This is a genomic window from Paenarthrobacter sp. NPDC090522 (assembly GCF_044769225.1).
Taxonomy (GTDB): Bacteria; Actinomycetota; Actinomycetes; order Actinomycetales; family Micrococcaceae; genus Arthrobacter.
Genome location: NZ_JBIVXL010000027.1, coordinates 21489 through 46284 on the forward strand (window position 1 = coordinate 21489; position 24796 = coordinate 46284).

The 24796-nt window shown below is 61.4% G+C and carries 18 protein-coding genes; 8 read left to right on the forward strand and 10 right to left on the reverse strand.

Translation table 11 applies throughout. The annotated features are described in order from the left end of the window. Window positions 1-31: 31 nt before the first annotated feature. From ACIQT2_RS22185 to ACIQT2_RS22200, 4 genes are all read right to left on the reverse strand, one after another. On the reverse strand, window positions 32-388 hold the full coding sequence (locus ACIQT2_RS22185; protein ID WP_402950959.1) for a cupin domain-containing protein: 357 nt from the start codon (window positions 386-388) through the stop codon (window positions 32-34). Window positions 389-419: 31 nt separating this feature from the next. Next, entirely contained in the window at window positions 420-1889 is a 1470-nt protein-coding gene (locus ACIQT2_RS22190; RefSeq protein WP_402950961.1) for an NAD-dependent succinate-semialdehyde dehydrogenase, read from the reverse strand. 39 nt (window positions 1890-1928) lie between these two features. Then, on the reverse strand, window positions 1929-3335 hold the full coding sequence (locus ACIQT2_RS22195) for an NAD(P)/FAD-dependent oxidoreductase (RefSeq protein WP_402950964.1): 1407 nt from the start codon (window positions 3333-3335) through the stop codon (window positions 1929-1931). Between the two features lie 134 nt (window positions 3336-3469). Next, complete coding sequence (locus ACIQT2_RS22200) at window positions 3470-4876, reverse strand: PucR family transcriptional regulator (RefSeq protein WP_402950967.1); 1407 nt, start codon at window positions 4874-4876, stop codon at window positions 3470-3472. 322 nt (window positions 4877-5198) lie between these two features. Here ACIQT2_RS22200 and ACIQT2_RS22205 point away from each other — a divergent pair, with 322 nt between their 5' ends. Further along, entirely contained in the window at window positions 5199-5372 is a 174-nt protein-coding gene (locus ACIQT2_RS22205; protein WP_402950969.1) for a hypothetical protein, read from the forward strand. Between the two features lie 567 nt (window positions 5373-5939). Here ACIQT2_RS22205 and ACIQT2_RS22210 read toward each other — a convergent pair. The 5 genes from ACIQT2_RS22210 to ACIQT2_RS22230 form a co-directional block, all read right to left on the reverse strand. Further along, window positions 5940-6404 carry an SRPBCC family protein gene (locus tag ACIQT2_RS22210; protein ID WP_402950972.1) on the reverse strand — a complete coding sequence of 155 codons (465 nt, stop codon included), beginning with the start codon at window positions 6402-6404 and terminating at the stop codon, window positions 5940-5942. Window positions 6405-6660: 256 nt separating this feature from the next. Continuing rightward, a complete protein-coding gene (locus tag ACIQT2_RS22215) occupies window positions 6661-9039 on the reverse strand; it encodes a penicillin acylase family protein (RefSeq protein WP_402950974.1) in 2379 nt (792 codons plus the stop codon). Further along, window positions 9036-10415 carry an MFS transporter gene (locus ACIQT2_RS22220; protein ID WP_402950976.1) on the reverse strand — a complete coding sequence of 460 codons (1380 nt, stop codon included), beginning with the start codon at window positions 10413-10415 and terminating at the stop codon, window positions 9036-9038. Before ACIQT2_RS22220 ends, ACIQT2_RS22215 begins: the two co-directional genes overlap by 4 nt. Before the next feature lie 244 nt (window positions 10416-10659). Further along, window positions 10660-11397 (reverse strand): SDR family NAD(P)-dependent oxidoreductase, encoded by a 738-nt coding sequence (locus ACIQT2_RS22225; protein WP_402950979.1) that lies wholly within the window; start codon window positions 11395-11397, stop codon window positions 10660-10662. Between the two features lie 20 nt (window positions 11398-11417). Beyond that, window positions 11418-12338 (reverse strand): polysaccharide deacetylase, encoded by a 921-nt coding sequence (locus ACIQT2_RS22230; RefSeq protein ID WP_402950982.1) that lies wholly within the window; start codon window positions 12336-12338, stop codon window positions 11418-11420. Between the two features lie 325 nt (window positions 12339-12663). Here ACIQT2_RS22230 and ACIQT2_RS22235 point away from each other — a divergent pair, with 325 nt between their 5' ends. Next, window positions 12664-14142 carry a GAF domain-containing protein gene (locus ACIQT2_RS22235; RefSeq protein ID WP_402950985.1) on the forward strand — a complete coding sequence of 493 codons (1479 nt, stop codon included), beginning with the start codon at window positions 12664-12666 and terminating at the stop codon, window positions 14140-14142. After that, window positions 14139-14786: a response regulator gene (locus ACIQT2_RS22240; protein WP_402950988.1), complete on the forward strand. Its 648-nt coding sequence runs from the start codon at window positions 14139-14141 to the stop codon at window positions 14784-14786. The genes ACIQT2_RS22235 and ACIQT2_RS22240 overlap by 4 nt, the downstream gene beginning before the upstream one ends. Before the next feature lie 118 nt (window positions 14787-14904). Here ACIQT2_RS22240 and ACIQT2_RS22245 read toward each other — a convergent pair whose 3' ends face one another. Further along, entirely contained in the window at window positions 14905-16005 is a 1101-nt protein-coding gene (locus ACIQT2_RS22245) for a DUF4192 family protein (RefSeq protein ID WP_402950991.1), read from the reverse strand. A gap of 1243 nt (window positions 16006-17248) precedes the next feature. On the opposite strand from ACIQT2_RS22245, the gene ACIQT2_RS22250 reads away from it, so the two are divergent. Genes ACIQT2_RS22250 through ACIQT2_RS22270 form a run of 5 tightly spaced genes read left to right on the forward strand, consistent with a single transcriptional unit; the run spans window position 17249 to window position 24582 of the window. After that, window positions 17249-17770 carry a hypothetical protein gene (locus ACIQT2_RS22250; RefSeq protein WP_402950993.1) on the forward strand — a complete coding sequence of 174 codons (522 nt, stop codon included), beginning with the start codon at window positions 17249-17251 and terminating at the stop codon, window positions 17768-17770. Beyond that, entirely contained in the window at window positions 17743-19239 is a 1497-nt protein-coding gene (locus ACIQT2_RS22255; RefSeq protein WP_402950996.1) for a DUF3375 family protein, read from the forward strand. Before ACIQT2_RS22250 ends, ACIQT2_RS22255 begins: the two co-directional genes overlap by 28 nt. Next, window positions 19236-20009: a DUF4194 domain-containing protein gene (locus tag ACIQT2_RS22260; RefSeq protein ID WP_402950998.1), complete on the forward strand. Its 774-nt coding sequence runs from the start codon at window positions 19236-19238 to the stop codon at window positions 20007-20009. Before ACIQT2_RS22255 ends, ACIQT2_RS22260 begins: the two co-directional genes overlap by 4 nt. After that, the gene (locus ACIQT2_RS22265) at window positions 20006-23398 is read left to right on the forward strand and encodes an ATP-binding protein (RefSeq protein ID WP_402951000.1); all 3393 of its coding nucleotides are present in this window, start codon (window positions 20006-20008) and stop codon (window positions 23396-23398) included. The genes ACIQT2_RS22260 and ACIQT2_RS22265 overlap by 4 nt, the downstream gene beginning before the upstream one ends. Continuing rightward, window positions 23395-24582, forward strand: a complete 1188-nt coding sequence (locus ACIQT2_RS22270; RefSeq protein ID WP_402951003.1) for a Wadjet anti-phage system protein JetD domain-containing protein — start codon at window positions 23395-23397, stop codon at window positions 24580-24582. The genes ACIQT2_RS22265 and ACIQT2_RS22270 overlap by 4 nt, the downstream gene beginning before the upstream one ends. The last annotated feature ends 214 nt before the right edge of the window (window positions 24583-24796 follow it).

Here is a 24796-nt window from a genome sequence, read left to right on the forward strand (position 1 = left end):
TTCCTCGCAGGAAGGAACAAGTTAGGACTACTTAGGTGCGAATGATCGTGTAGACCTTGGTCAGGGTGTTATCGATTTCCCAACGGCCTTTCCAGTCCACGGGGATGACCGTAGTGGTCCCCGGGCTGAGTTCCTGGACCACTCCAGTGTCGCTCACCAGACGGCCGCGGCCCTTCGTGACGTGGATGTATTCCAGGTACCCTGCGTGGTCCGTTGTGAAGGCCCCCGGCGTCACCTGCCACAAGCCCAATTGATGTGTTCCAGACTCCTCCAGAGTTAAAGTGGACGCCGCAGGTGCACCGGTGAGGATTCGGTGTGCAGGGATTTTGACCCGCGCTGGCCATTCCGTTTCGGCCACGTTGATCGTTCGTACGTGCGTCTCGTTCATTATTCGGTGCTCCTTGGGATTATCTGCCGAGTCATCGCTGATGCGGAAGGAGTGTGTATTTGGGGGAGAGGTATTCGTGGATGCCTTCGAACCCGCCCTCGCGGCCCAGGCCTGAGAGTTTGATACCGCCGAAGGGGGCCGCGGCATTGGAGATCGCGCCGACGTTGAGCCCCATCATTCCCGTGTCAATGCTGTTGATCATCCGGTGTCCGCGGTGGAGGTCTTCCGTGAACACGTAACCAACCAGGCCGAAGGGTGTTTTGTTGGCGAGTTCGACTGCCTCTGTTTCGGCCGTGAAACGGAAGATCCCCAGGACTGGGCCGAAGATCTCTTCATTCATCAGGGCAGCGTTGGGCGGAACCCGGTCGATGACTGTTGGCTGGAAGAAGTTTCCAGGGGCAGCAAGAGGCTTGCCGCCCGTGACGAGCGTCGCGTTGTTGTTTAGTGCGTCTTCGACCAGCCGTGAGACGTTGTCGCGGGCTTTGGGAGTAATCAGGAGACCAACCTCGACGCCAGCCTCAGTTCCTCTGCCGACTTTCATGGCATTGACGCGCTTACTGAGGCGTTCCACGAAGTCGTCAGCTATGGAGTCGTGCACGATCACGCGGTTCGCAGCTGTACAGGCCTGTCCGGTGTTGCGGAATTTGGCAAGGACAACGGCCTGGACGGCGTTGTCGAGGTCGGCGTCCTCAAAGACTACGAAGGGGGCGTTGCCACCTAGTTCCATGGATGTCCGGAGTGCGTTGGTGGCTGCCGTCGCCATCAGTGCGGTGCCGACCGCCGTCGAACCGGTGAAGCTGATCTTCCGTAACCTGGCGTCCGCCAGCAGCGCTTGGGACTGGGCAGCGGGGTCCGACGTTGGTACGACGTTGACTACTCCGGCCGGTACACCGGCCTCGGCGAGTAATTGGGCGAAGTAATTCGTGGTGAGCGGGGTAAGTTCTGCCGGTTTGACCACCACGGTGCAGCCCGCCGCCAGGGCAGGGGCCATCTTGCGCGTGGCCATGGCCAGAGGGTAGTTCCACGGTGTGATGACGTAGGTAGGCCCGACCGGGCGATGGGTGACGACGATCGTGCCGGTACCCTCAGGGGTCGGGCGATAGTCACCACGGACACGGACTGCTTCTTCCGAAAACCACCGGAGGAACTCGGCACCGTAGTCCACCTCGTCGCGGGCTTCGGCCAATGGCTTGCCCATCTCCAGGCTGATCAGCAGAGCGAAGTCCTCTTTACGGGCAGTCAGAAGGTCAAAGGCACGTCGCAAGATGTTCGATCGAACCCGGCTGGGCGTGCTTGCCCAGGTCTGTTGCGCACCGGCCGCCGCGTCAAGGGCCCGAAGAGCGTCCTCGACGGTCGCGCTAGCAACTGACTTGATGATTTCGCCAGTGGAAGGGTCATGGACGTTGAATAATTCCCGGGTATCCGGGCGCTCCCACCGGCCGTCGATGAAGAAGCCGGGCTCGACCCGGCCAAGCAGTTCTGTTTCATATGGTTTCAGCATTTGGCTTGCCGTATTTCTGCAGTTTCGGGGGAATCTGGGTTATCGGCCGCTCACGAGGTTCGCCAGGCGGGCAGCCCAGTGGGTTTGCGGAGCGTTGCTTCCGTATTCCCGGGTGTCTGCGTGCCTGTACGCGGCGTAGAGTGCAGTGGCGCCGATCCACCTGATGGGTTCCATTTCCCAATTGCGTGCGCGACGGCCGACCCATGGGAGCCGTGTGAGCTGGGTGTCCTCGCCCAAGATGAGGTCGCGGAGCGTTCTAGCCGCGAGGTTGGTGCCCGACAGGCCATGGCCGACGTATCCTCCTGCATTCAGGAGGCCGGTGGCGGGATCGTAGTTGACTGAGGCGCACCAGTCCCGGGGTGCGCCGAGGACTCCCGACCACGACTGTTCGAAGCCTACGCTTGCAAGGCTCGGGAAGAGTTCCGTCAGGCGGTGCCGCAGTTGCGCGACTGCCGAATCGGCGGTCCGGCCGTTGCGGTCGAAGCTGGAGCGGAAGTTGTAGGGAACACCGCGGCCACCGATTGCGATCCGTCCGTCCTGGGTGCGGTGCATGTAGGTGAAGCTATGTGCCGAATCACCGATGAGTTCGCCGCCGCGCCAACCGACTTCTTCGAGCTGGGCCTGGGTGAGGGGTTCGGTGATCACCATGCTGCTGTTCATGGGCAGCAGCTTGCGGCCTTTGCCCTTTAGAGAAAGTGTGTAGCCCTCAAGGGCCTCAACAATGAACGTTGCCGTGACAACCCCGCGGTTGGTCGTTACGGCATGCGGATCCACGGCCAAGGCTGTTGTTGACTCGAAGATTGTCACCCCGAGCGCCTCGACAACACGGCTGAGCCCCAGCGTGTATTTGGCAGGGTGGACCCGGGCACAGTGCGGGGTCCAGTATCCACCCTGGACCCCTTCTATCCGGACCCGTTGTTCGAGCTCGGTAGGGCTGAGCTCGAATACGTCGTCCTCGCCCCAGCCCTGCTCTTTGAGGCTGGAGATGTGATGGCGCACGCGGGCCAGTTGGGCTGCGTTCGTTGCGACATGGATCAGGCCATCGTGGACGAGATCCTCGGCGAAACCCTCCCTTTGTGCGACTTGTACTGATTCCCTGACAGCTCCGAACATCTCAGCTTGCAGGTTCTTGGCAGCCTGGGTCCCGCGGGACTTCGCATAGCGCCGGAACTGACCCGCCGGCTCGGCACTCATCCAGCCACCGTTGCGGCCGGAAGCCCCAAAGCCCACGAACTCGCGCTCGATGATGGCGATGTTCAGCGTGGGCCGGGCCTTCTTCAGGTAGTAAGCCGTCCATAGTCCAGTCAGGCCACCACCGACGATGGCCACATCCACAGCGATGTCACCGGGCAACCCGGGACGCCTTTTCGGTTCGCCGACACTTCGCATCCAGAAGGACACGTTGCCGTTGATCAAATGCTGGTTGGAAGTTATTGCCGTGGCCATGCTGCACCTGCCTTGTTGCTGGGGTTGATGGCAACACGCTAGTAGTCAGCGACTTCCTTGGTCACTTAGACGACTATACGAATCTAAGGAACCATTCATACATTTATTCGAAGTTCATCGACCGGCGGTCTTGGTCATGAAGGGGAGTACGACGTCCACGCCTGGTACGCCAACCAAAACGCCGATAGGTCGGCCGATGACGCTACATCACGGCCGGTTATTTCTTTGATTCGGTTCAGACGGTAAGCCAGGCTCTGTCGATGGATGCCCAGGCTGGCTGCGGTTTCATTCCAGTGGCGGTCATGGGCAATGAAGGCAAACAGTGTCTCCCGGAGGACGGATGATTTAGGGTCCAGCTGCGCCAGTTCGCCGAGTACCTGCCGAATAATTGTGTTGGCTTCCTTGCGGGAACGGGTAAGGAGCGTGACGGGAACACCCTCAAAGTCGGTCCAGATGCTGCTCGTCCCGCTGGATGTATACACGTCCGCCGCTTCGGCTGCGGCCATGCGCGCGTCCCGAAGGTCGCTGTGCGTCGATGATGCGGCAGCGCGGACTTTGAGGTGCTGCAACAGCCGGCGGACATCCTCTCGGGATTTCAGGGGCGTTAGGGCGAAGTAGGAGCCCCTCCATAGGCCTGCCAACACCGGTAGAGCTTCGATAGCGATGGCCCGGGCAACTTTGGGGCCATCCTCTGGTGCGATGGTGACCATTTGGAAGCCTTTCGCTATGGACTCCGGTTTTAGAAGTACCTCGGATGCGCTGGGAATTTCACCATCAAGAATGGTTGCGAGCGTCTGTGATGCGCGTTCACTGCGACGCCGGACGGCTCGCAGGTGTTGGTTTACGGCCACATCGACTACCTGCAAGATATGCATGAGGAAGAAGCTGCTGACTTCTTCACCGGGATACTCCACGAAGACAAGGCGGGCCTCCGCCTCACCCGGGAGGGGATAGGAACGCTCCCGCGTGGGACTGGAGTCTTTCAGAAGCTGAGAACCGGCAAGGATCGTTAGACCTGTTTGGGTGTCGCGAACGCTGAGACCAACGTGAAGGAGCGTCTGCAGTTCCTCGATCACACGCACAGGGTCTGTGCGTGCGTTTGCAGACACTTGGTAAAGCTTACTGAGCTTGAGCACTTGGAGGGTTTGGGTTGTTGCCGTGGCAGCGGCAACTGTCCTGCCGATTGCGGCAAAAGGAGTCTCTGCGTTAGTCAGGAGCACCGGAAAGGAACGGGCGTTGGCTTCGTCCAAAAGGTCGGTAGTCACGCTCGGAAGGGTGGGATGGTCGCCCAAGGCCACGCCAGCAAGTCCGGCTTGGTCAAGCTTGGCGATGAACGCCCGCTGCTTCTCAGGAGTTCTTGGCACGCAGAGACCTACCGTCATGAGCAACTCATGTGGTCCGAGCCAACGTTCGGGATCATTGAGTTCGCAGCTGTGCGCCCACAGAACCTGCCGATCCAAGCCGTTTTCTCCCGCGAGAACCTTCGTCCCCAAGCTGCGGGAGGTAACCAGGTCACGAACGGTGAGGGCGGACTGCTCCATGACAGCCACTTTAGTACGGCCATACGTTCGGGGAGCCAAATCAAGACATCAGTATCAGTCTGCGAATCATGAACAGAGGAGGGCAGTGTCACGCGGGAGCCCCGGCGCTGACGATCCGGACTACGTATTTCTGACGATGTAGACGGATTTTGCTGCTCATAGGCTTAGGCCAAGCCTCAAGGAAGGGGCAGCGCCGCTCACGGTTCGCGAAGTCTGTGGGCACGAATCACTGTAGCGGGAAGTGTCTCGCCGCAACACCGAACGGTCCGGTCCAGCGGACGCACCAGGGCAGAAGGCCCACCTTCACGCAGGAATTATGATCATGAAAAACCTGACAGCCTTGAAAGAGTCCCATGAACGCTTGATGCTCCGCGAACGTTCTGAGCCAAAGCATGTTGAAGCCGACCGACACGCGTGGATCGGCTGCACCGGTGGCGAATTCTCGCTCGACTGCCCCTTCTGCTGGCATTCCGAATCCGACAGCACCGCTGGGTGAAGCGATGAATTCCACTGATGCGTCGGTTGTGAACCCGCCGCGTCGATTCTGGGTGCAGAAGACTTCTTGTGTGATTTGTGATCACAGATCTATACTGAAGGTACGAGTTGATGAAACACAGCGAAGGTATTAGCCGGACCTGCATCCCGACGGAGGTCGGTACTGAGGACAATTCGGACGAAGTGGTCCGGAACACACACCAGGATTATCTGCCATGAAGAAAATCACGACCCTGCCAAAGTCTCAACGAGACCTGCGGAGCGACGCTCGCCGGATAATAGGCTGCGACGCAGCAGATCGGCGCACATGGACCGGTTGCACCGGAGGGGAATTCTCTCTCGATTGCCCGTACTGCTGGCACACCGAACCGTCTGGGCATACCTTCGCTGACCAGCTTCATTGAACTTTCAGGGGCCGCCGCGCGATGAGGCGTAGGCCCCTTCCCATCTACTGAGGAGTGTTTACAGTGACTACTGAAATGATGAATCGCCAGGAAGTTTCTGCGGAAGCCAGCGACGATTCCTGCGACGGGCCGGACTGCTTCTTTTGCACAGGGCCGGAAACGGACTAGCCGTGGCGTGACGGTGCGTCTGAGATGGACAAGACGCCGTCACTGAGATGATGGTCGAGCAGTTCTGCCCGGAATTTCACGGCTTCAACAAAGGTGCGCAGAATATGGTTCGTATCGGAGCGCGTTTCCACCGATGCGAAGCCTGTCGCTGTTTCGGTAACGCGGACGTTTGTGAACCCACTCTGGGCAACCAGCGTCACTGCCCGGGTAATCTTGCCGAAGCCCAACGGAAGCTGTCGGCTCCAAACAATGGAACTGCCCATGACCATGGTCACTCGAAAACGAAGAGTCTTCTTACCGCTGCGTTGAGTCCGGACGTGAATCGTGCTCCCATGCCGCAGTTCCCCGCTGACGGCTGTGATGCCGGAGTTCCATACGGCGAAGTTCCCGGTGTCCGTGAGGACATCCCAAACGGCAGTGGGACTGGCAAGGATTAGAGCCTGGGCGACGAACGACTTCATAATTCAAGGCTATGGCCGAGCCGAGTCGGACATCCTTAGATGACGCCACCCGCCCCTGTGATGTTCCTCTACTCCATCGGCTGCCCGCGCCGGTAATTACTGACGCCCGTTGCCCGACCTTCCGGATGGCCTTCATTCAGTGCCTGCTTCGCAAACCTTCACTTCGTCTCGAAGGTCCTCACCCTGTGACGAGGTACCCGGCGAGCCATTTAGGCTTGCCGGGTACCGGCTTGTTCCGTCCGTCTGAGGCTCTGGGCTAAATCGCTGGGCGCAAGACGAGCCGTCGGTTGGTTGCAGCTTCCACAGCTGAACGGCTGTAGAGCAGTGGAAATGATTCGCCGTTGGCCCACGCGGGGAGCAGGTCGGCGTAGTGTTCGGACCTGGGATCCCCGGACTGGCCGGGAGAGTTGATGACCTGGCTGTGGTCCCATTCGCCCACGTCTATGGCGACCCTGAAACTGCTGCCCATGATCGCGTTGAAGTTGGCGTCGTAGCCCGTGAGGCCGACGGTGTCACCGCTGCCTGCCCGGGAGACAGGCGGCAATTCGCCCCATTCGGCCGGGACATCCGGGGTGCGGGCCAGCACCGGGTGCCGGAGCGTGGTCTGATGCAGGTGGCCCCAGGTCCAGCGCTCACGGTCGTCGCCAAGAAGCCGCCCGATTTCCTCCAGGGCCTGGCCCAAGGTCGTCTCGATGCCCTCGCGCAAAAGGTTCGAGTCGCCGTCGTTCTCTGGATCGAAGACTTCCAGCATCCGCAAGTCCGGACGCAGGTCGGAAAACAGTGTGTCGGAGCGAATCAGCCGGTGACGGGCCTTTTCCGCGGCTGACGTGTCGATGCCCAGACGGGCCAGGCAGTGGTCTACCAACCAGGGCCGCAGGTGCCGACGTTGCCATACCTGGAAAAGCAGAGCGGCACACGAGTCCACTGATTCGTGACCGTCCCAGGTTTGCAGCCAGGCCCACTCGTCGGCGTGCGCGGCCAGACCGATGTGTGCCGTGAGGCCCAGCAGTTTGAGCGCGTGGATGTTGTGGGCATCGGTTTGCATCCGAATGCTGGAATCGACGTCCAGGGGTGCTCCGCTGGCGAGCCATGCGGTGAGCCTTTCGTGGCGGGCGCTGGAGTACCAGTCTGTGGTGGTGGTCAGTGCCGTGTTATCGAAGCCTTCGGGGAGGTTGTTCTCATTGGAGCTGGAGAACCAGCCGCATTCGGGATTCATGACGGACGGCAATTCCTCCACCGCGGCGAAACCGTCCCACTCGAAACGGCCGTCGCCTGGGACTGGAAGGGAGCCATTCCAGCCGGGACGTCGGGGCACCATGGCGCTTGCCTGCCAACCAATATCGCCATCGACGGTGGCGAACACCTGATTCACGCCCGGCGCTCCCCATCGACGTAGTGCGCGGCGGAACTCCGTGGCGTCTTGTGCGTCCTGGTACTCCAAGCTTGCCAGGTATGGCGCCATTCCCGGTTGCAGCCAGACGGCCCGGACCGCAACGGCACGCCGGTTTTCCGTATCGACGTGCACCACGGGGCCGTGGCGCGTGAAGTCAAGGCTGTGCCTGACAGTGCCTCCGCCGGCCACGGGTGCATCTTCCTGGACAGTTTCGAATTCTTCCCAGCCTCCCTTGTAGCGGTATCGCCGGGGGTTTTCGGGGTGGAGTTCGTAGATGTAGAGGTCTTCGTGGTCGACGGGCCAAATGGTCAGGCCGAAGGCGACGTTGCCGTTGTGTCCGATGGAGATCCCTGGCAGGTTGGGTTCGCCCGCACCAATGACGCTGAGGCCGGGGGCTTCGAGGTGTGCCAGGTAGCGCAGGGACGGCAGTGTTACTGCGCGGTGGGGGTCGTTGGCCAGGACCGGGCGTCCGCTGGCAGACAGCCAGGGAGCGATGACCCAGTTGTTGCTTCCAGAGGGTGAGGGCACCTCCGAAGCCGTGGCTGCTCCGAAATCGACTGGTGCGAACGCCAGACGATAGACGTCCAAGACGCCATCCGTCAGGTGTTCGTAGAGGCTGGTGTCCGGTGCCTCTTCAGGGGATGGTTCCCGAACAGAGCGCAATTCTTCAGCTTCATTTCCCAGGTCGCGGATGGTAAGGGCACGTGCCAGTTCTTGTTCTGCGTTGTAGAGAAGGCCGTGGGTTCGGATTCTGACAACATCTTCCGGAGCCCAGTGCGAGGGAAGGTAACCCAGCGCCTTGAATTCAGGCGGCAGTCGGAGGTCGGCATCCTGAAGTACCCAGTCGACGTAAGCATTGACGCCGCTGACGAAGGCTGAGACAACGTCCTTCGCGTCGGTGCTGTATGCCAGCCACTCGGCTCGCATGTCGCCCCGGTAGAGGAACAACCGGGTTGCGCGGTCCTGCGCAATGTGCGCCGGACCCAAGACTTCGGAGAGCAAGCCCAGGCCCCGCCGTCGCCAAAGATCAATCTGGAACAAGCGGTCTCGGGCTGCTTGGAAGCCTTGGGCGACGAAGGCGTCCAGGCGGGTCTTTGCATAGACGTGCGGGATGCCGTAACGATCGATGAGTATCTCGACGTCCTGGACAAGTCCGTCAACTGAGTACTCGTCAGATTCGGAGCCCGGCAACGTCGTCGTATGTTCGTGGTCTTTGAGTTGCGTGTCCTGTGGAGAAGTCACTGGAAACCCTCTCGTGGTAGATGGTGAGTGAAGGAAATGTGGGTTCGGGTGGCTAGGCCGAAACGGAAATGGTTGGCTCGTTGTCGTCGATCTCCGCAGATGGGTTCGTGGGGGGTGATCGCCTTCGCGCCGAAAATGATCAGGCCCGAAAGCAGACAGGATCCAGCGCCAACTACAAGCGCTGCCATGCCGTAGGAAAGTCCGAGCCCGGTTGCTGCGGAAAGGAGCAGGCCGCCCAAGATAGCGCCAGGCTGGCTCATGGCAAACGCAAAGGCCCCGCCGGTTGCCCGGCATTCGGTGGGGTAGCACTCCGACTGGAAAACCAGCACCGCTGCGTACGGGCCAAGAAGGAAGAAGAGTCCGCCCATGTAAGTAATCAAGACGAAGGTCGTGTCGTTTGGCCCTGCGAGCATGGCTGTGAAGAGGGCTGCGCCGATGAGCCATCCCAGGGCGATCACTTTGTGCCTGTCGAATCGGTCTCCCAGCCAGCCGTGGAAGAGGTAGCCCAAGGCGGCTACAAGATTCGAGGCAACAACCATGAGCAGGCTGTTGGTGGCGTCGAATCCTTTGCCGACTTCCAGCACTGTGGTTCCCAGGACGCTGAACGTTTGAATGGAGATCCAGTTGGTCAGCCATGACAGCGCCAAAACCGTGGTGTTCCGGATATGGGTTCGCTTGAAGATCAACGCCATGGACTTCAGGCCAGGCTGTTCGTTGCCTCGGCGTGAGGCCTTCTGCGCCAGGAACTGGGGGCTTTCGCGCAGCGATCGGCACATGAAAGCCACAATGAGCGCGGGGACGGTGGCAATAAGGAAAATCCATCGCCATTGGTCCAGGCCCAGGAACACGGCCATGAGGGCAGTGAACCCGGCCGCAGCCAGCGCACCCAGCGGCCACGCCGTTTGCACCATCGAGAAGACGAAGCCCCGGTGTTTGGTGACACGGGGGTCCTCGGCGGCTGCATACAGTTCGTTCAAGTACGTTGCGTTGACCGATTGCTCGGAAAGGCTCAGGCCGCTGATGGACCTGACACCAATCATGCTGGCTGCACCGTTGGCGCCGGCCGAGGCTGCAGACGCGACTGCTGTTCCCAGGACGGTGGTGATCATGCCGCGGCGACGGCCGATTCGGTCAACCAAGGGACCGATTCCGAAAAGCACGACGGCGGTACCCACACTTACGAGGGTGGCGACCAGGAGTGCCTCGGATGTGGACCAGCCGAAGCTTTCCGAAATCCGCGGTAGGAGGGTGCCGAACAAAATGAAGTCAAAGACAGAGACGATGCCGGCAATCATGCCGATGATGGTGGACCTGCGGATGTCCCATGTGGGTACTTTGAGAGGTACGGGATCCTTCTCGGTGTTGGGAGTTGTCATAGCGAATCCATGTCTGTTGGAGGGCAGGGGAAGCCGCGGTTGCGCGCGACGATGCGTGCACCGGGGCTGCTGATGAATGCGGTGAGTGACGGCGCCAGGCTGTGGGAGGCGGACGTTGCCTGCAACCGGGTTTGGCTTCGGGGCCGGACTGTGAGCGCTACCGTCCGCCGTCGTAGGTGTTCGTTGTTGAGCGGACCCTGGCGGAGACTGCCTGTGCTGTGGGACAGCTCCGCCAGGGAGAACGCTAGATGCTGGTGCCGCCGTCGATAGTGAGTTCGGCACCGTTCACATATGAGCTGGCGTCGGACGCCAGGAACAGCGTGACTTCCGCGAGTTCGTCCACGGTGCCTTTCCGTCCCAGTGGCGTGACTGCTGAGATGCCAGCGTTTACTTCGGGACTGTTCTCTTCCAGCATCACCGTGTCGATGAAGCCCGGATGGGTCGAGTTGACGCGGATGCCGTGACGGCCGAATTCGGTGGCCGCATACTTTGTAAGCCCTCGAACTGCCCACTTGGTGGTTCCATAGGCGGCGTGGCCGGGCAGTGCCCTCATCCCGGAGATTGATGAGACATTGACGATGGATCCGCTGCCCTGTTCCCGCATGGGCGCATAAACTGCCCGCAGCCCGAGGAACACACCGAGCTGGTTAACCTTGTAGTGCAAATCGATCAGCTCGGGAGTGATCTCTTCGAAGCTGGCCCGTCGGTAGACGCCCGCGTTGTTCACCAGAATGTCGATGGATCCGAACTCGGTGACTGCAGTATCCACAGCGGCTTCCCACTGGGCTTCTTCACCAACGTCCAGGTGGACGAACGTGGCGGAATCCCCGAGCTGGTCAGCGAGCCGCTTGCCGTCGTCGTCGAGGATGTCCGCGATGACAACCTTGGCGCCTTCAGCAACGAACAATCCAGCCTGGGCGGCGCCCATGCTCCGTGCCGCCCCGGTGATGATGGCGACCTTTCCTTCAAGCCTGTTACCCAATTTGGTTGGCCTCCTTATGCCTAGAAGTTCGGGTAGTAGTCCGGGCGCTGGGCGGTGGTGCGGATGTCTGGAAGCTCCATATTGCGCTTGTCTTCCTCGTCATCGACCCAGCAGTCGGCGATTTCGTCGGTGGTCGCAAACCAGACGCCGTCACGGGAGACCATGTGCTCTATCAGCTTTTCGTACCAGAGCATGTTGTGTGGTTGCCCGATGATCTGCGGGTGCACGCAGGACACAAAGGCCGCGCCTTCAACCCGCTCGTAGCCATAGTCGAAAATGTCCTTCCACCGTTCCAGCATGGTCTTGGTGTCCTGCTGGCCTGCTTGGACCCCTGTGACGCAGGCCTGCGGCGGGAAATCGTCGAGGTACCAGCTGACGGGCAGTTCGATGACGTGGCTTGCCTTGCCGGGCGTGTTTCCGTTCTCCCAGTCGATGGCCCAGCGTTGGGGCCTGTATGCCTGGAGGTCGCGACCCATCAACGAGGAGTCGTATTTGAAGCCCATTTTCTCGACGATATCGAGGGTGTTGTCGGAGTAATCCCAGTACGGGGACCGGTATCCGGTTGGGCGGACGCCGAGGCGCTTGTCGAACGTCGCGAAGGCACGTTCAACGAGTTCTTCCTCGGTGCCAGCATCGATGAGGGTCGGGTTCTCGTGGAAGTAGCCGTGATGGCCGAACTCATGCCCCTTTTCTGCGATCAACTCACATTCAGCGGTGAACGTGTCTACTGTATGGCCCGGAGTGAACCACGTGGTCTTGATGTCAAAGCGCTCGTAGAGGTCGAGAAGGCGGGGAACGCCCACTTTCGCGCCGTATTCACCGCGGGACATAAACGAGGGGCTCGGCTTGTTGAATCCGCCCATCCAGAGGGACTGCGCGTCGAAGTCGGTGCCGAGGTTGACTGCGATTTTCTTGCCTGCCGGCAACTTAAGTTGGCCCACCCTGGTGGCCTCCTGTTTCCTGTAGCTTCTAGGTCCTAGAAGGTGTGATCGGTATTACACGGACTACGATAGGGACTGTCTCCACGTAGGGCGGCTAGACATCCACTAGCCGCATGGCTAGCAGATTTGCGCGCAAAATTGAGACTGCACGGCCAACGGGGTCCCCGTCGAGATGCGGGTTTTGGTCTGTAGCCACACGAACAACGGAAAAGAGATGATGGGAGAGCCGAAGCTGAATTCATCGCGATGGCGACCATCGATGCTCGCGGACGAACTCGCGGAGCCATTGCGGTTATTGCGTGCTTCCACGAGGTCCAAAGCGGCAGTGATTGTCTACGCACATGCCGGCGAACCAACCCGCATTATTGCGTGTGATTCCCTGGGCGACCAAGGCTTCCTCCCTGATGAGCCGGTTCGGCTTGAGCTGAAGTGGAAAGCTGAAGCCTGGACTGAACGCAGGGTTACCCTCAGGTCCCTGATGACGTCCGCCTGGGCACAACTGCAGCAGGTCCTCGTGCTGCCGTTTTCGGACGACCTCGGCAGGGGAGCGGTGCTTCTGGGCTCAGCGACTACCCTCGATTCGGCCAAGAACGTGGGCGTAGACGAGTTCGTTCGGGAATTCACAACACTGCGCGCTGGTGTAGACGCAACGAGGCACCGGGACATAGACCGGGCCTATCGGGCGGTTGCCCGGGCGGCCACATCGGATCTGTCCTTGGACAAGGTCTTTGACATCACACTCGCAGCAGCCCGCAACTTGCTCGAGGGGGATGTGGCTTATCTTTCACTGCCGGTAGACGACGAGTACTTTGCCTTTACACGAACCCTGGGGATTACCACTGACGTGTTTCGCGACTTGCGGGTTGGGCTCGGAGAGGGGCTCGGCGGTGCTGCGCGGGAGTTGGGTAAGCCTGTTCGTTCACTCAACTACGAGGCTGACCGGCACCTTCGTTCCGCACCCCGGGTAGAAACCCGCACGGAGGGCCTGTATTCCGCTCTTGCGGTTCCGGTCCAGGATCGTGGTCGCGTAGAAGCGGTGCTGTACGTTGCCAGCAGGAAGCCGCATGCGTATAGCCAAAACGATGAAGCCGTCTTGGCCGATTTCGCAAGTGCCGCGCTTCTGGGGCTGAATCGATCTGCCTTGGACGAAAGTCGCCGTGAGTTGGTGAGGGAGCAGGAACGGGCCCGATTGGCCCAAAAGCTGCACGATGATCTTGTTCGCCGGCTGACCCACATCGGATTCGCCGCTGCCCAACTGGAACATGACCCGGACCGCAATGGGCGATCCCACGCCCAAGCCATTACCACCAGCGTCGGCGAATGCATGACCTTGGTCCGGGACGAGCTGCGGGACCTCCTTTCCGAATTGCAGGACCGCGAATCAACCCTCCAAATGGTGGCTGACCGGATCTTTGACGTTCCGGCGCTGTCCGGGATGCGCAGAATGGCCAGCTTCACCAAGGACGGATACGACGGGTCTCCGGTGGTGCGGATTCCCACTGATGTGGCGGACGCTATGTGCAAGGTCGGACAAGAAGCAGTGTTCAACGCGGAGAACCACTCACATGGAACCATCTGTGACCTCAACTTCGACGTGCAGGAAGGGCATTGCGTGATGACCGTCAGCGATAATGGGTCGTCCTTCAACGATGCCGGCGCGCGCGGCGGCCACTACGGTATTGAATTCATGAAGCGTGAAGTCGGCAGGGTCGGCGGCGAGGTTCAGTTTACGGCCAGTGAGTCAGGAGGCTTCGCGGTCAGGGCAAGTTTTCCCATCGGGACGAGCCAATGGGGTCACGGATGAGCGACAAGCCAACCCCTGAACCCATCTCGATCTTTTCCGTTGACGACCACGAAATTATCAGCAGCGGAATTCGAATGATAAGCGAAGGGGCCGGTGATCTCAAGTTCCTGGGCGCGACAACAGACGTTGATGTCGCTTTGGGGGAAGTAGTCGCACTGCGACCGGATATTGTCCTGTTGGATCTCTTTATCGGTGACGAACAGGGCTGGTCCCTATGCCGGGCCATCACCGCTGCCGTGCCCCTGACAAAAGTAGTTTTCTACACCGGCTACGGAAATGCACAGCTGGTGGACCGTGCCATCCAGTTGGGCGCCTCGGGCTTCATTCTGAAAACGACCAGCATCCTTGCCTTGCCGGACATGTTGAGGAGCGTCATGTCCATCGGGCAGTGCATTGACCCCACACTCATGAAGGAATGGGTGGACTCACAGCGGGAACGGTCAAAGTTCCGAAATCTGAATGAGCAGGAGATCCAGATTATCTCGATGATTGCCGAAGGACTCGACAACTACGCCATTTCGGAACGACTTCATCTGTCATTCCATACGATCAAGTTCCACATAGGCAAGATGCTGAAAAGCACCGGAGAAACAAACAGGGCGGGGCTTGTGCGGTTTGCCAAGGAAAAGTTCCTCATAGATTGAGTTGTTTTGTTGCCCTAGCCAGTGATGGTTCGGTGAGACGGGTCGCCGCCTTCGCTCTACGTGACCCGGCGGACTAGAGAATTTCGGGTTGCCGGGGCCGGAGGCTTTGGCCGTGTGGTCAATTGCTTGGGTCCATCGACGGCTTCCATTCCCGACGGGGTTGAATGGATCCCCGTCGGTTCAGGGAAACCCGAGTTGGTTTCGGTATGCCGTGCTCTTGTTGGTGTTCCAGCCTGCGATGATGCCGGCGCCGAGCATGTGGTCGGTGAGGCGTGCGAAGCGGTAGCCGGGGTCGGTGTCGAGGGCGAGTTGGAGGTATTGGTGGGCTTTGGATCCTCTGCCTTCCCACCAGTTGATGTAGCCGATGTGTGGTGAGGATGGGTGCTGCGTGTTCTGGGGCTGTGAGGGTGTAGGTGTGGGTGGGGAGTTGTTTGGCCCATTCGATGCGTGACCAGTCCGGTGCCTGGGTGGTTTGGGCGAAGAGGATGTGTTCGGGTGGTTCGTTGATGCCGGGGATGTCTGCCATGAGCCGGTCGCGGATGTGGGGGAATTGGTAGTAGGCGATGAGCTTCAGGACATCCTGGTCGGTGGGATAGTCCTTGGTCTCTAGCATTGTGGTCCAGAGTTGGTGGGCGTCCTGGGTGGCGGACGCCGGATGGCCGTTGAGGATGGTTTCCTTGTGGTGTTCGACGGCGGTCGCGTGCTCCCGCTGGTCGGTCGCCGCGGGGAGGGTCACCTGGTTCGTGGGTGCGATGCTGCTGCCGCGGTAGATGAATTCAGCGTTGACCCGTGAGTACTCTGTGGTGGTGAGTGGGATGGCGATGTTCTCGCCGGGGTGGGTGTCGTAGGGGGAGTAGTTGGTGTTGGTGACGTAGATGCCGTCGCGGATGGTGATGCCTTCGTGGGCGAGTACTCCGGTGAGGGCGGCGATGGTGGACCGGTGCGGCCTCGCTTCGCCTGGTTTTGGTTGTTCGTTGGTGTAGAGGGCGAAGACGATACCGTTGGCTCGCTCATCCGATGTCAGGTAGGCGCCGACGGTTTGGGCGAAGTGGATCTCCAGGCCTTGTTGTTTGGGGAGGTCGATGCGGAGGGTGGCGCCGACTTTGTCTTTGTCGAGGGTGATGCAGACGAGGCTTTCTTGGGGCCAGAAGCCGAGGGTGTGGCCGATGAACCTGAGCAGGTCGGCTGGGTCCTTGATGGTGAGCGCATTCATGGTCATGTCTCCTCTTGCGTTCTGGCTGTTACTGAAGGCCCCGCTCTGCTGTGGGCCCTCAGCCATCCATGGGCGTGGGTGTGGCCTGCACCATGACCCGACGCACAGCGCTGGTAGATCATGTGCGGCGCAAGACGACGAGCAAACGCCAACGCAGCGAGTCCGTAAAGCTGCAGTCGAAGTCGGATGCCTGGAGGTGGTCGGCTATACCAAACGATTTCAGTGGGTTGCTCAGTAGACCCTTTGCCCTATGCAGATCGAGTCGGGGGAGTCGAAGATTCGAACATATGCGCCGTTATCGGCACTCTGCATGACCGGAATTCTGTGCCAGCCACCACGCTGGCCGCCGGATTGAATTCTAATTAGCACTGGTGACTAGTAGAGGAACGGAAATCGTCGCTCAAAAAACCAAGTCCAGGATTCTGAGCAAACGAGGAACATGCCTAAAGACTTAGATTTCGAAATGACTTTAGTAAGACAGCGATGAGGTTCTGTGCACTATTTCACTGATTACCCTAAAAACATCTCTTTGATTAGTCCGACGTTTGACAGCGGTGGCCATGTCAAGCCAAACGTCATCACATAGTTCGGGGGTGCATAGGAGAGTGCCCACTTAACACATTATCAGTGCCCGATGATACTGCAATCTAATTGTTGGTGACGCAAAATGAAACGGATGGGCCACTTGTACAGCTGCCATGCCGCACCTTGGTTTTGGATTGTGTTTGATATAGATCTCAACTCACGTTGAAAAGCCTACCCAAACTCGGGTGATCATTTATCACTCAAGATGAGATTGAAGTCGTTTCTCAAAATCGCGTGAAGACTGCTCATCCAACACGAGTGAAGGGACTGCTTCTGGGCTCTAAATTTGAACTTGACATAGCATTATTTGATCCGAAAAGATCTCCTTTAACATTTGTTGAACGGAGATTAGCGCTATGAGGATTTGCTCCTATGGAGGAGAGGCCTGCGGTGAGCCCGCGCAGCTACGTGGACCAGACAGTGATTGCCCCAAGCACTACGGGCGCATGAAGCGTTGGAAAAGTTATGACCCGTTGTGCATCTACGAGGGAGAGTCCTGTGGGCGAGGCCGTTCGGCCAGACATGCTGGCCGGGCGCGGTTTACAACCCAACATCCCGAGGCGAGTATGCCAAAAGGAACCCATTCCGGACTCACGGCGGGCGGCCCACACCTCCGCTCGAACACGGGTTAGAAAATGTCGGAGCTCGTCGGTACGGTGCTGGCATGACCGGTGAATCAATAGATCCGCGACTGCGCCAGAAACTGGGCGCGTTGCGCTACGCCGTCAACGAGGATGCGACGACCTACTCGGCGATCATGCGCCTCTTCACGAGCGGAATGAGTGGACTCATGTCCGACCAGTCCGCGGACGAAGGGACCGAGCGTCGGGCCGCACTGAGACTCGTCATCGACCGAGATACGGTCGACCTGCGCTCACGTACCTGGTGGAACACAGCAATCTTGTCCGGAGCCCGCGCGAGACCGAAGCGCGCAGCCTTCGGGTCTACCTGTTCTACCGCGCGCTATCACCTGAAACCGCGTGGGGAGTTGGTTCATCGGCAAGTGGAGGCGCTCGTCGCCCGGAGAGCGGGCAGAAGGCGCCCTGAGCGCGGTGACCACGAGCGCGACCGGCTACTGAAGCAAATAGAAGCAGCACGCCCCCCGCTGGCCGGTGACGGCGGCGCTGACCAAGGCTTCATTGAGGATAGGAGTGCGGCATGGCAACTGACATCGAAGGCGGTGTAGCGTGCGTTGAAGCTGCCCTCAACACCCCGACTCTGAAGCTGCTCGACCGCAAATCCGCTGCCATTGCCATGCCGTTGCTGTCGGCTGTCTTCCCCGACGATTCACGACCAGTTCCGGTCGAACAGTTGCACACCCGGGTTGAAGCTCTTCTGGATGAACTCCGGGCCGGAGGCTATCCGGTACCGTCTACGGGCGGCAAGGCTATGGCCATGCAGTGGGTGCGTGAGCGGTGGCTGTACCGGGACCCGGGGAGCGGGCAGGAGACCTACCAGCTCACCGGCGACGCGAGGCAGGCCCTGGACTATGTGCTCCGGGCAAGCCGCTCTCAACTCAACGTCTCCGTGTCGCGCATCGAAACCATGCGTCGAGTCGTCTCGGACGCCGCCCAGGCGGCCAACCCGGACCGCGATGAGCGTAAGCGCAGGCTTACCGAAGAAATCGCGATCCTGCAGGAAGAGTACGACTACCTGGCGGCCGGCGGGGAGCTGCGGGAATCCTCGGAGGCGGAGCTGTCCGAGCAGTTCTCCAACGTGCTCCGCGAGCTCGATGGGCTGCCGTCCGACTTCCGCAGGGTCGAGGAATCGGTGCGGGCGATGCACGGGGGCATCACCAAGAGGTTCCGTGAGGAAGAGCGCCCCGTCGGAGAAGTCGTCGACGACTACCTTGCGCAGGCAAGCAGCCTGCTGACCGGCACTGCGGAGGGCAGGGCCTTTGCAGGCGCGCTGGAGCTCCTGCGCAAACCTGACTGGCTGACAAGGCTGCGCTCCGATCTGGAAGCCATCCTGGCCCACCCCGGGGCAAGCCGTCTCCCTGCCGATGAACAGCGCCAGATGCGCACGGCGGTGGACACCATCCGCCGCGGTATCGCCGACGTCCTGGATCAGCGCCAGCGTCTCACGGCCACGCTCCGGGAACACATCGAGAACTACGACCACATCCGCAACCGCGAGCTCGACACGGTCCTGCGCGGCATCGACCGGGAAATGCGGGCCTGGATGCAGTCGGCACGCGCCCGGGACCACATCGGTGTCCAGTTGATCCCGCCGGGCCTGGACATCGCGGCCTTGCGCTTCAAGACCTACGACCCGGACAGCCAGCGTGCGCCCGAACCACTCGCTGACGTCTCGGATGAGGCGCCGGCGGCGCTGTCCCTGGAGGAAATCCGCAGGCAGGGTGGCCCGTCACTGGATCAGCTGCGCAACCGGATCGAGGAGAAATCTGCCAACGGGGATCTTGAGTCCGCCGCGGCGCTGTTCAACTCGCTGCCCGATGACCTCCGCAGGCCCGTCGAGATCCTCGGGCTCCTGCACCTGTTCACCCGGCTCGGAGCTCATACCGATCCCGACCAGCGCGAGGCCGTGTCGGCGGTGCGGCCCGACGGGAGCACGCGCACATTCCTGATGCCTTCCGCCACGATCCAACCCGCAGGGGACACGAAGGACACCGATACCGAAGGAGCACGCCAATGACCGACGTCGCTGCGATCGACGAAGACTCCCTGGATCCCCTGGACTTGCTGTCGGAGGATCCGCCGGCCGGGGACGAGGACGGGGCGGAGAGCTCGCTGTCCATGTTCGAGAGCGACACCTCGACGCTGTTCCCTGACCAGCGCAGATGCCTCCATGCACTCCTGAAGCATCGGTACCTCTCGGCGGAGCGTCACCCCGACCACTGGCAGGTTCTCCTGGCCAACGCCGAGACGATCCGGGGCCGGCTCAACGAGCTGTTCTTCGAGCTCTTCATCGACCGGGACCATCAGATCGCGTTCAAAAGGCAGGCGGTTTCGGAGACGGGCGATCCGCTTCCGTCGCTGCTGCGGGACGTGTCGCACACGAAGGAGGAGACCATCATGATGGTCTACCTGCGGCAAAGGCTCTTCTCCCAGCGCCAGGAGGGTGTGGACGTCGTCTTTGTGGACCGCCAGACGCTGCTCGATGAAGTGGCCGACCATCGCCCCGAGCATACGACCCACCGCGCCATGGACCAGAAACGGGCGCTGAAGGCGATTGACGGACTGGCAACGGCCGGCCTGCTTCTGAAGACCGCCGATCCCGACAGATTCCGGATCTCGCCCATCACCGAGATCCTCATGCCTGTCGAGAAGCTGCGCACCCTCTGGACGTGGCTGATGGAGCAGAACGGCACCCCGCCGGACGGTGACACCGCCGGCACGGAAGACGAAGACGAAGAAGACGATGAACCAGACCTGCTGACCGACTTGGGGAAGGACAACGCATGACCCTCGAACTGGAAATACCTGACCAGCAGGTAGCCGCGCCGGAGCACACCCAGTGGCGGGTCGAGGCCCTCCAGATGTTGAACTGGGGCGGCTTCCACGGCCGCACCGAGGTGCGGTTTTCGCCGGGATCCACGCTGCTCTCAGGGGCGAGCGGCACCGGTAAGTCGACAGTCCTGGACGCCTACATCGCCCTGATGATGCCCTCCAACACGCCCTTCAACGGCGCATCCAACGACGCCGGGGGACGGGCACGGTCGGCGGAACAGCGGAACCTGCTGACCTACCTCCGCGGCAAGATGGACGCCAACCGGGTCGACGGCTCCGACGAGATGCTCGACCTGGTCCTGCGCGGAGCCGGCATGAAGCCCGTCTGGGGTGCCCTGGCCGCGACCTTCGTCAACGACCGTGGCCGGCGCTACACGGCGATGCGCATCTACTTCGTCAAGTCCGGCGCGTCCGCCAACGGCGACGTCATCACAACCTTCGCTGCCTACGAGGGCTACTTCGACATGTCCAAGCTCGCCCCGCTGGCCACCAGCCGCTTCGACAAGCGGGCACTGAAGGCAGCCGTGCCCGGGCTCACCACGTTCAACACCTTCTGGGAATTTGAAGGGAACCTCCACACCCGCCTCGGCATCGGCGGCGGCGACGGCGGCCGCAAAGCCATGCGGCTTCTCGCACGGCTCCAGGCCGGGATGGAGGTCAAACGCGTGGACGGGCTGTACAAGACGATGGTGCTGGAAGAACCCGTCACGTACCAGGCCGCCGACCAGGCGATTCTGCACTTCGCCGATCTGGAGGCGTCGTACTCGAAGATGGTGGATGAAGCCAACAAGGTCAAGGTCCTGCAGCGCCTGCCTGCCCTCCAGACGGAGCTCGCGGACGCCAACGCAAGGGAACTGCTGATCCGCCACTTCGGTGCCGACGACGATGGGCCCTCGTCGTTCCTCCTGTGGAAGCTTTGCATCGAACGCGGTCTTCTGGACGATGCTGTAGACGAAAACCGCCGCGACCATGCCGCCGCCGGCCGTATCTTCGCCCAGGCCCAGGCGGACGAAGCAGAGTACGGGGCACGCCTTGAGAGGATTGCCCGGGACAAGGCCGCCAACGGCGGTAACGCGATCGAGGAACGCCGCCAGAGGATCGCGGCCCTCGAGAGCAGCCGTGAACTGGTCTATCAGGCAAATCTCAAGTTCCAGCTGAAGACCGAGGCAATCAACCTCGTCGTGCCCGAGACCGCCGGGCAGTTCGACGAGGCTCAGTCCGCGGCCGGCGACTTCCTGTCCGGCTACGAGGCCCGCGAACGTGTTTTGGACGAGCAGGAAGGGCATGCCCGCGAGGACCTTGCCCCGCTCACGGCACGGAGGAAGGACCTCACGGAGGAGGCCGCGTCCCTCAAGGACAGGGCCGGAATGGTCCCAATGAGGTTGCACAACGCCCGGCTGCAGATGGCGGCGGCCGCTGGCCTCGATCCGATGCGTGATCTTCCGTTCGTCGCGGAGCTCATTGATGTCCTTCCGGGTGAGGAGACCTGGCGTAAGGCCATCGAAACGACCCTCGGCGGCCTGACCCGCACTGTGCTGGTCGACCGCAACACCCGTGACCGGCTTTCTGCATCGATTGACGGCGTCACGATCAGGCCGCGCATCAACTACCGGGCAGTGACCCTGGCCGAACACGAGGACTGGAGCGGAGACCCCACCATGATCTCGGGCAAGCTTGCCTTCCTGGACTCTCCGTTCTCGCGCTGGGTCCAGGACCGGGTAGCCGGCAGCGGCGTCGACCACCTGTGCGTGACCGACGCTGCCGGACTCGCAGGCCCCGGGTCCCGGGTGACCCGGTCCGGACAGACCCGCTCGGGTGACCGGGGCGCCCACGGAGAATCAGGTGAGGGCAACATCATCGGGTTCTCCAACGAACGCCGGCTCGAGGACATCGCTGAATTGCTGACCGATCTGGAGCCGGAGATCGCTAGGGCGAACGCCGCCCTCCGGGAGATCCAGGAACGCCGGAGCGACCTGCGGCGGCAGCGCGAAGCGCACCTGTTCGTCCAGGACAGCAACTGGGCTGCCATCGACCACCTTGGGATCGACCGGGAGATCGCGGAGCTGCAGGACGCCATCAGCAGGCTGCGGAGCACCAATGAGATCATCGATGCGCTGGAGGCCGAGGACGAGCAGATCAGGCCCCTTCACGGGCAGGCGAACCGGGACAGGGTCCTGGCAGAAAGCGACCTGGACAAACTGAAGAAGCGATGGGGTGACCTCGTGACGCGGCAGGACACCGTGCAGGCCGCGGTGGACGAAATTGTCGACCAGCAGACGGCAACGGTTACCGATGCCCAGCAGGAGTACCTGGACGGCCTGTTCACCAGCAACTGGGAGGCCACGAGCCTGGAATCCTTCGGCCTGAACATCACCGCCCTGCGCAAGCGGCTCAGGGAGGAATCCGAGACTGCCCGGCGCAACGCCAAGAGTGCCACCAATGCGATGTTGACCATGTTCGAGGCATACAAGAACAATTGGACCGAAAACAATCTGGGCACCATCGCCGACTCGGCGGACGGTTACCGCGAGATCCTCGACCGAATCCAGTCCGAGGGGCTCTACGAACGCCGCAACAAGTGGCGGCGGGAACTGGCCGCCTGGTCCAGTGATGACCTGCTGCGGCTGAACGACGCCTTCGACACCGCCCTTGCCGACATCGAAGAGCGTCTCCTGCCGATCAACAGGATTCTGGAAACGTTGCCGTTCGGGAACAAGGGCGGCGTGCTGCAGATCAGCCTCCGCCGTCTCCAGAGCGAAGACCTGGGCAGGTTCCGCCGAGGCCTGCGTGAGCTGTCCTCGGGCCTTGCCCTGGAGCTCACCGAAGACCAGATCGAGACGAGGTTCAAAAAGCTGAGCGAGTTCATGGCCCGGATTCGCATCCCGGAGGGCCACACCAAATCCTCGACGTCCCAGCGCGACCGCTACCTCGATGTGCGCCAGCACGTCGTAATCACCGCAGCGTGCCTGGACAAGGGCACCCGCCGCGAGATCGCCACTTATGACTGGCTGGTCGACAAGTCCGGCGGTGAAACCCAGGAGCTCGTGGCCTTCGTCGTCGGGTCGGCACTGCGCTACCAGCTGGGGGACGAGACGCGCTCCCGGCCCACGTTTGCGCCGGTATTCCTCGACGAAGGATTCGTGAAAGCGGACAGCGAGTTCGCGGGCAGGTCCGTCCGGGCGTGGCAGAACCTGGGGTTCCAGCTCATTATCGGCGCCCCGCTGGACAAGGTGACGGCGCTTGAGCCGCACATGGACCTGCTCCTGACCGTCACCAAAAACGCGCGGGGGTACTCCTACATCAGTGACCTCCCCGACGACCCTGGCGCCGGGGGCGGGGCATGAAGACACCGCAGGCCGTCACCGAGGACATCCGCCGTCGACTGAGCGGGAAGTGGCATGCTCACCTGGCCGGGGAGGAGGCCGCGTTTCCGCACGCCTTTTCCCTGGGCCGGCCGGCAACATCGGAGCTTCGGGCCGACTACTCCGCTGTGCACGCGCAGACCGTGCAGTGGCAGGACTGGGCTAAGGCCCAGGGAGTCGTCCTCGACTACGAGAACCGCGCAGCCAAGGGCGGGACAACGCAGTCGGTTCCTACCCACGCGCGGGTCACATCCATCGACCATGCCGCGGCCCTCGCAGCCGGAGACTGGGCCGACAGACTCGCCCGGGCCCGCCTGCGGCTCGGCGTCCTGCGTGATAAGTATCCGCACTTGGACGACGCCGGGAAGACGCTCCGTATCCTCGACGCATACGGTGAGGTCGATTTCGGACTGCTCCTTTCTGTCGCTGACTGGTACCAAGGGGACCCTGGCCGCGCCAATCTAGGTGTGACCCCTCGCCAGGTCCCGATTCCGGGCGTCCATGCGAAGTGGCTGCAATCCCACCGCCGCGGGGTTCAGTCGCTCACCGGGCTCGACGACCTTGGCCTGCTGCCGGGCCACCCGCCCCGAATACACTTCTCCTATCTCGACCCCGGCCACCTCGCCGCCGGCGGGCGTGTCCACGACTCGGCGACGGCCGGTGACAGCTTCGCACCGGCCTACCTACCCGAGGTCGTGGTCATCTCGGAGAACAAGGACACCGCAATCCACTTCCCGGCCCTGGCTGGCGGCATCTCTGTCGAGGGGGTCGGCAAGGGAGGGAAGACGCCCGCATCATTCCCGTGGATCCGTGATGCCCCCGTGCTGGTGTACTGGGGCGACATCGACCGCGACGGCTACGAGATTTTGGACGGCTACCGGGCCGACTTCGGCCGCGACATCGACTCGATCCTCATGGGCCCGGAGGATTATGAGGCCTACGAGATCTTCGGTACCGAACTGGACCAAACAGGCAGGGCGCTCCAGTCCGGCAGCCCGAGGCCGGCGGGGAGGCTCCGCCCAGAGGAACGGGAGGTATACCTGCGTCTCCTCGATCCGCAGCACACCGGCCACCGGCGTGTCGAGCAAGAACGGATACCCCTCGCCAAGGCGCTGGAAAAAGTCGAGTTTGTCCGCCGGAGGATAACCCGTCGCGACCGTCAGTGACCCGCACGGGGAATGTGCACGCCTCGGGGCCAACGCTTGGGGCTGGCTTTTGGACGATGCGAGGGAATCCTTAGAGACGCAAAGGAAGTGTGGACAGTAATGATGGAATTGGTTGTGTGGCGGCGTGGCTCTAAGTGTGGTTGACGCCCTGTGAGGGGTTTGTCTTGACATTGATCTGTCCGCCGCGACACGACTCGCAGTAAACGCGGCGGCC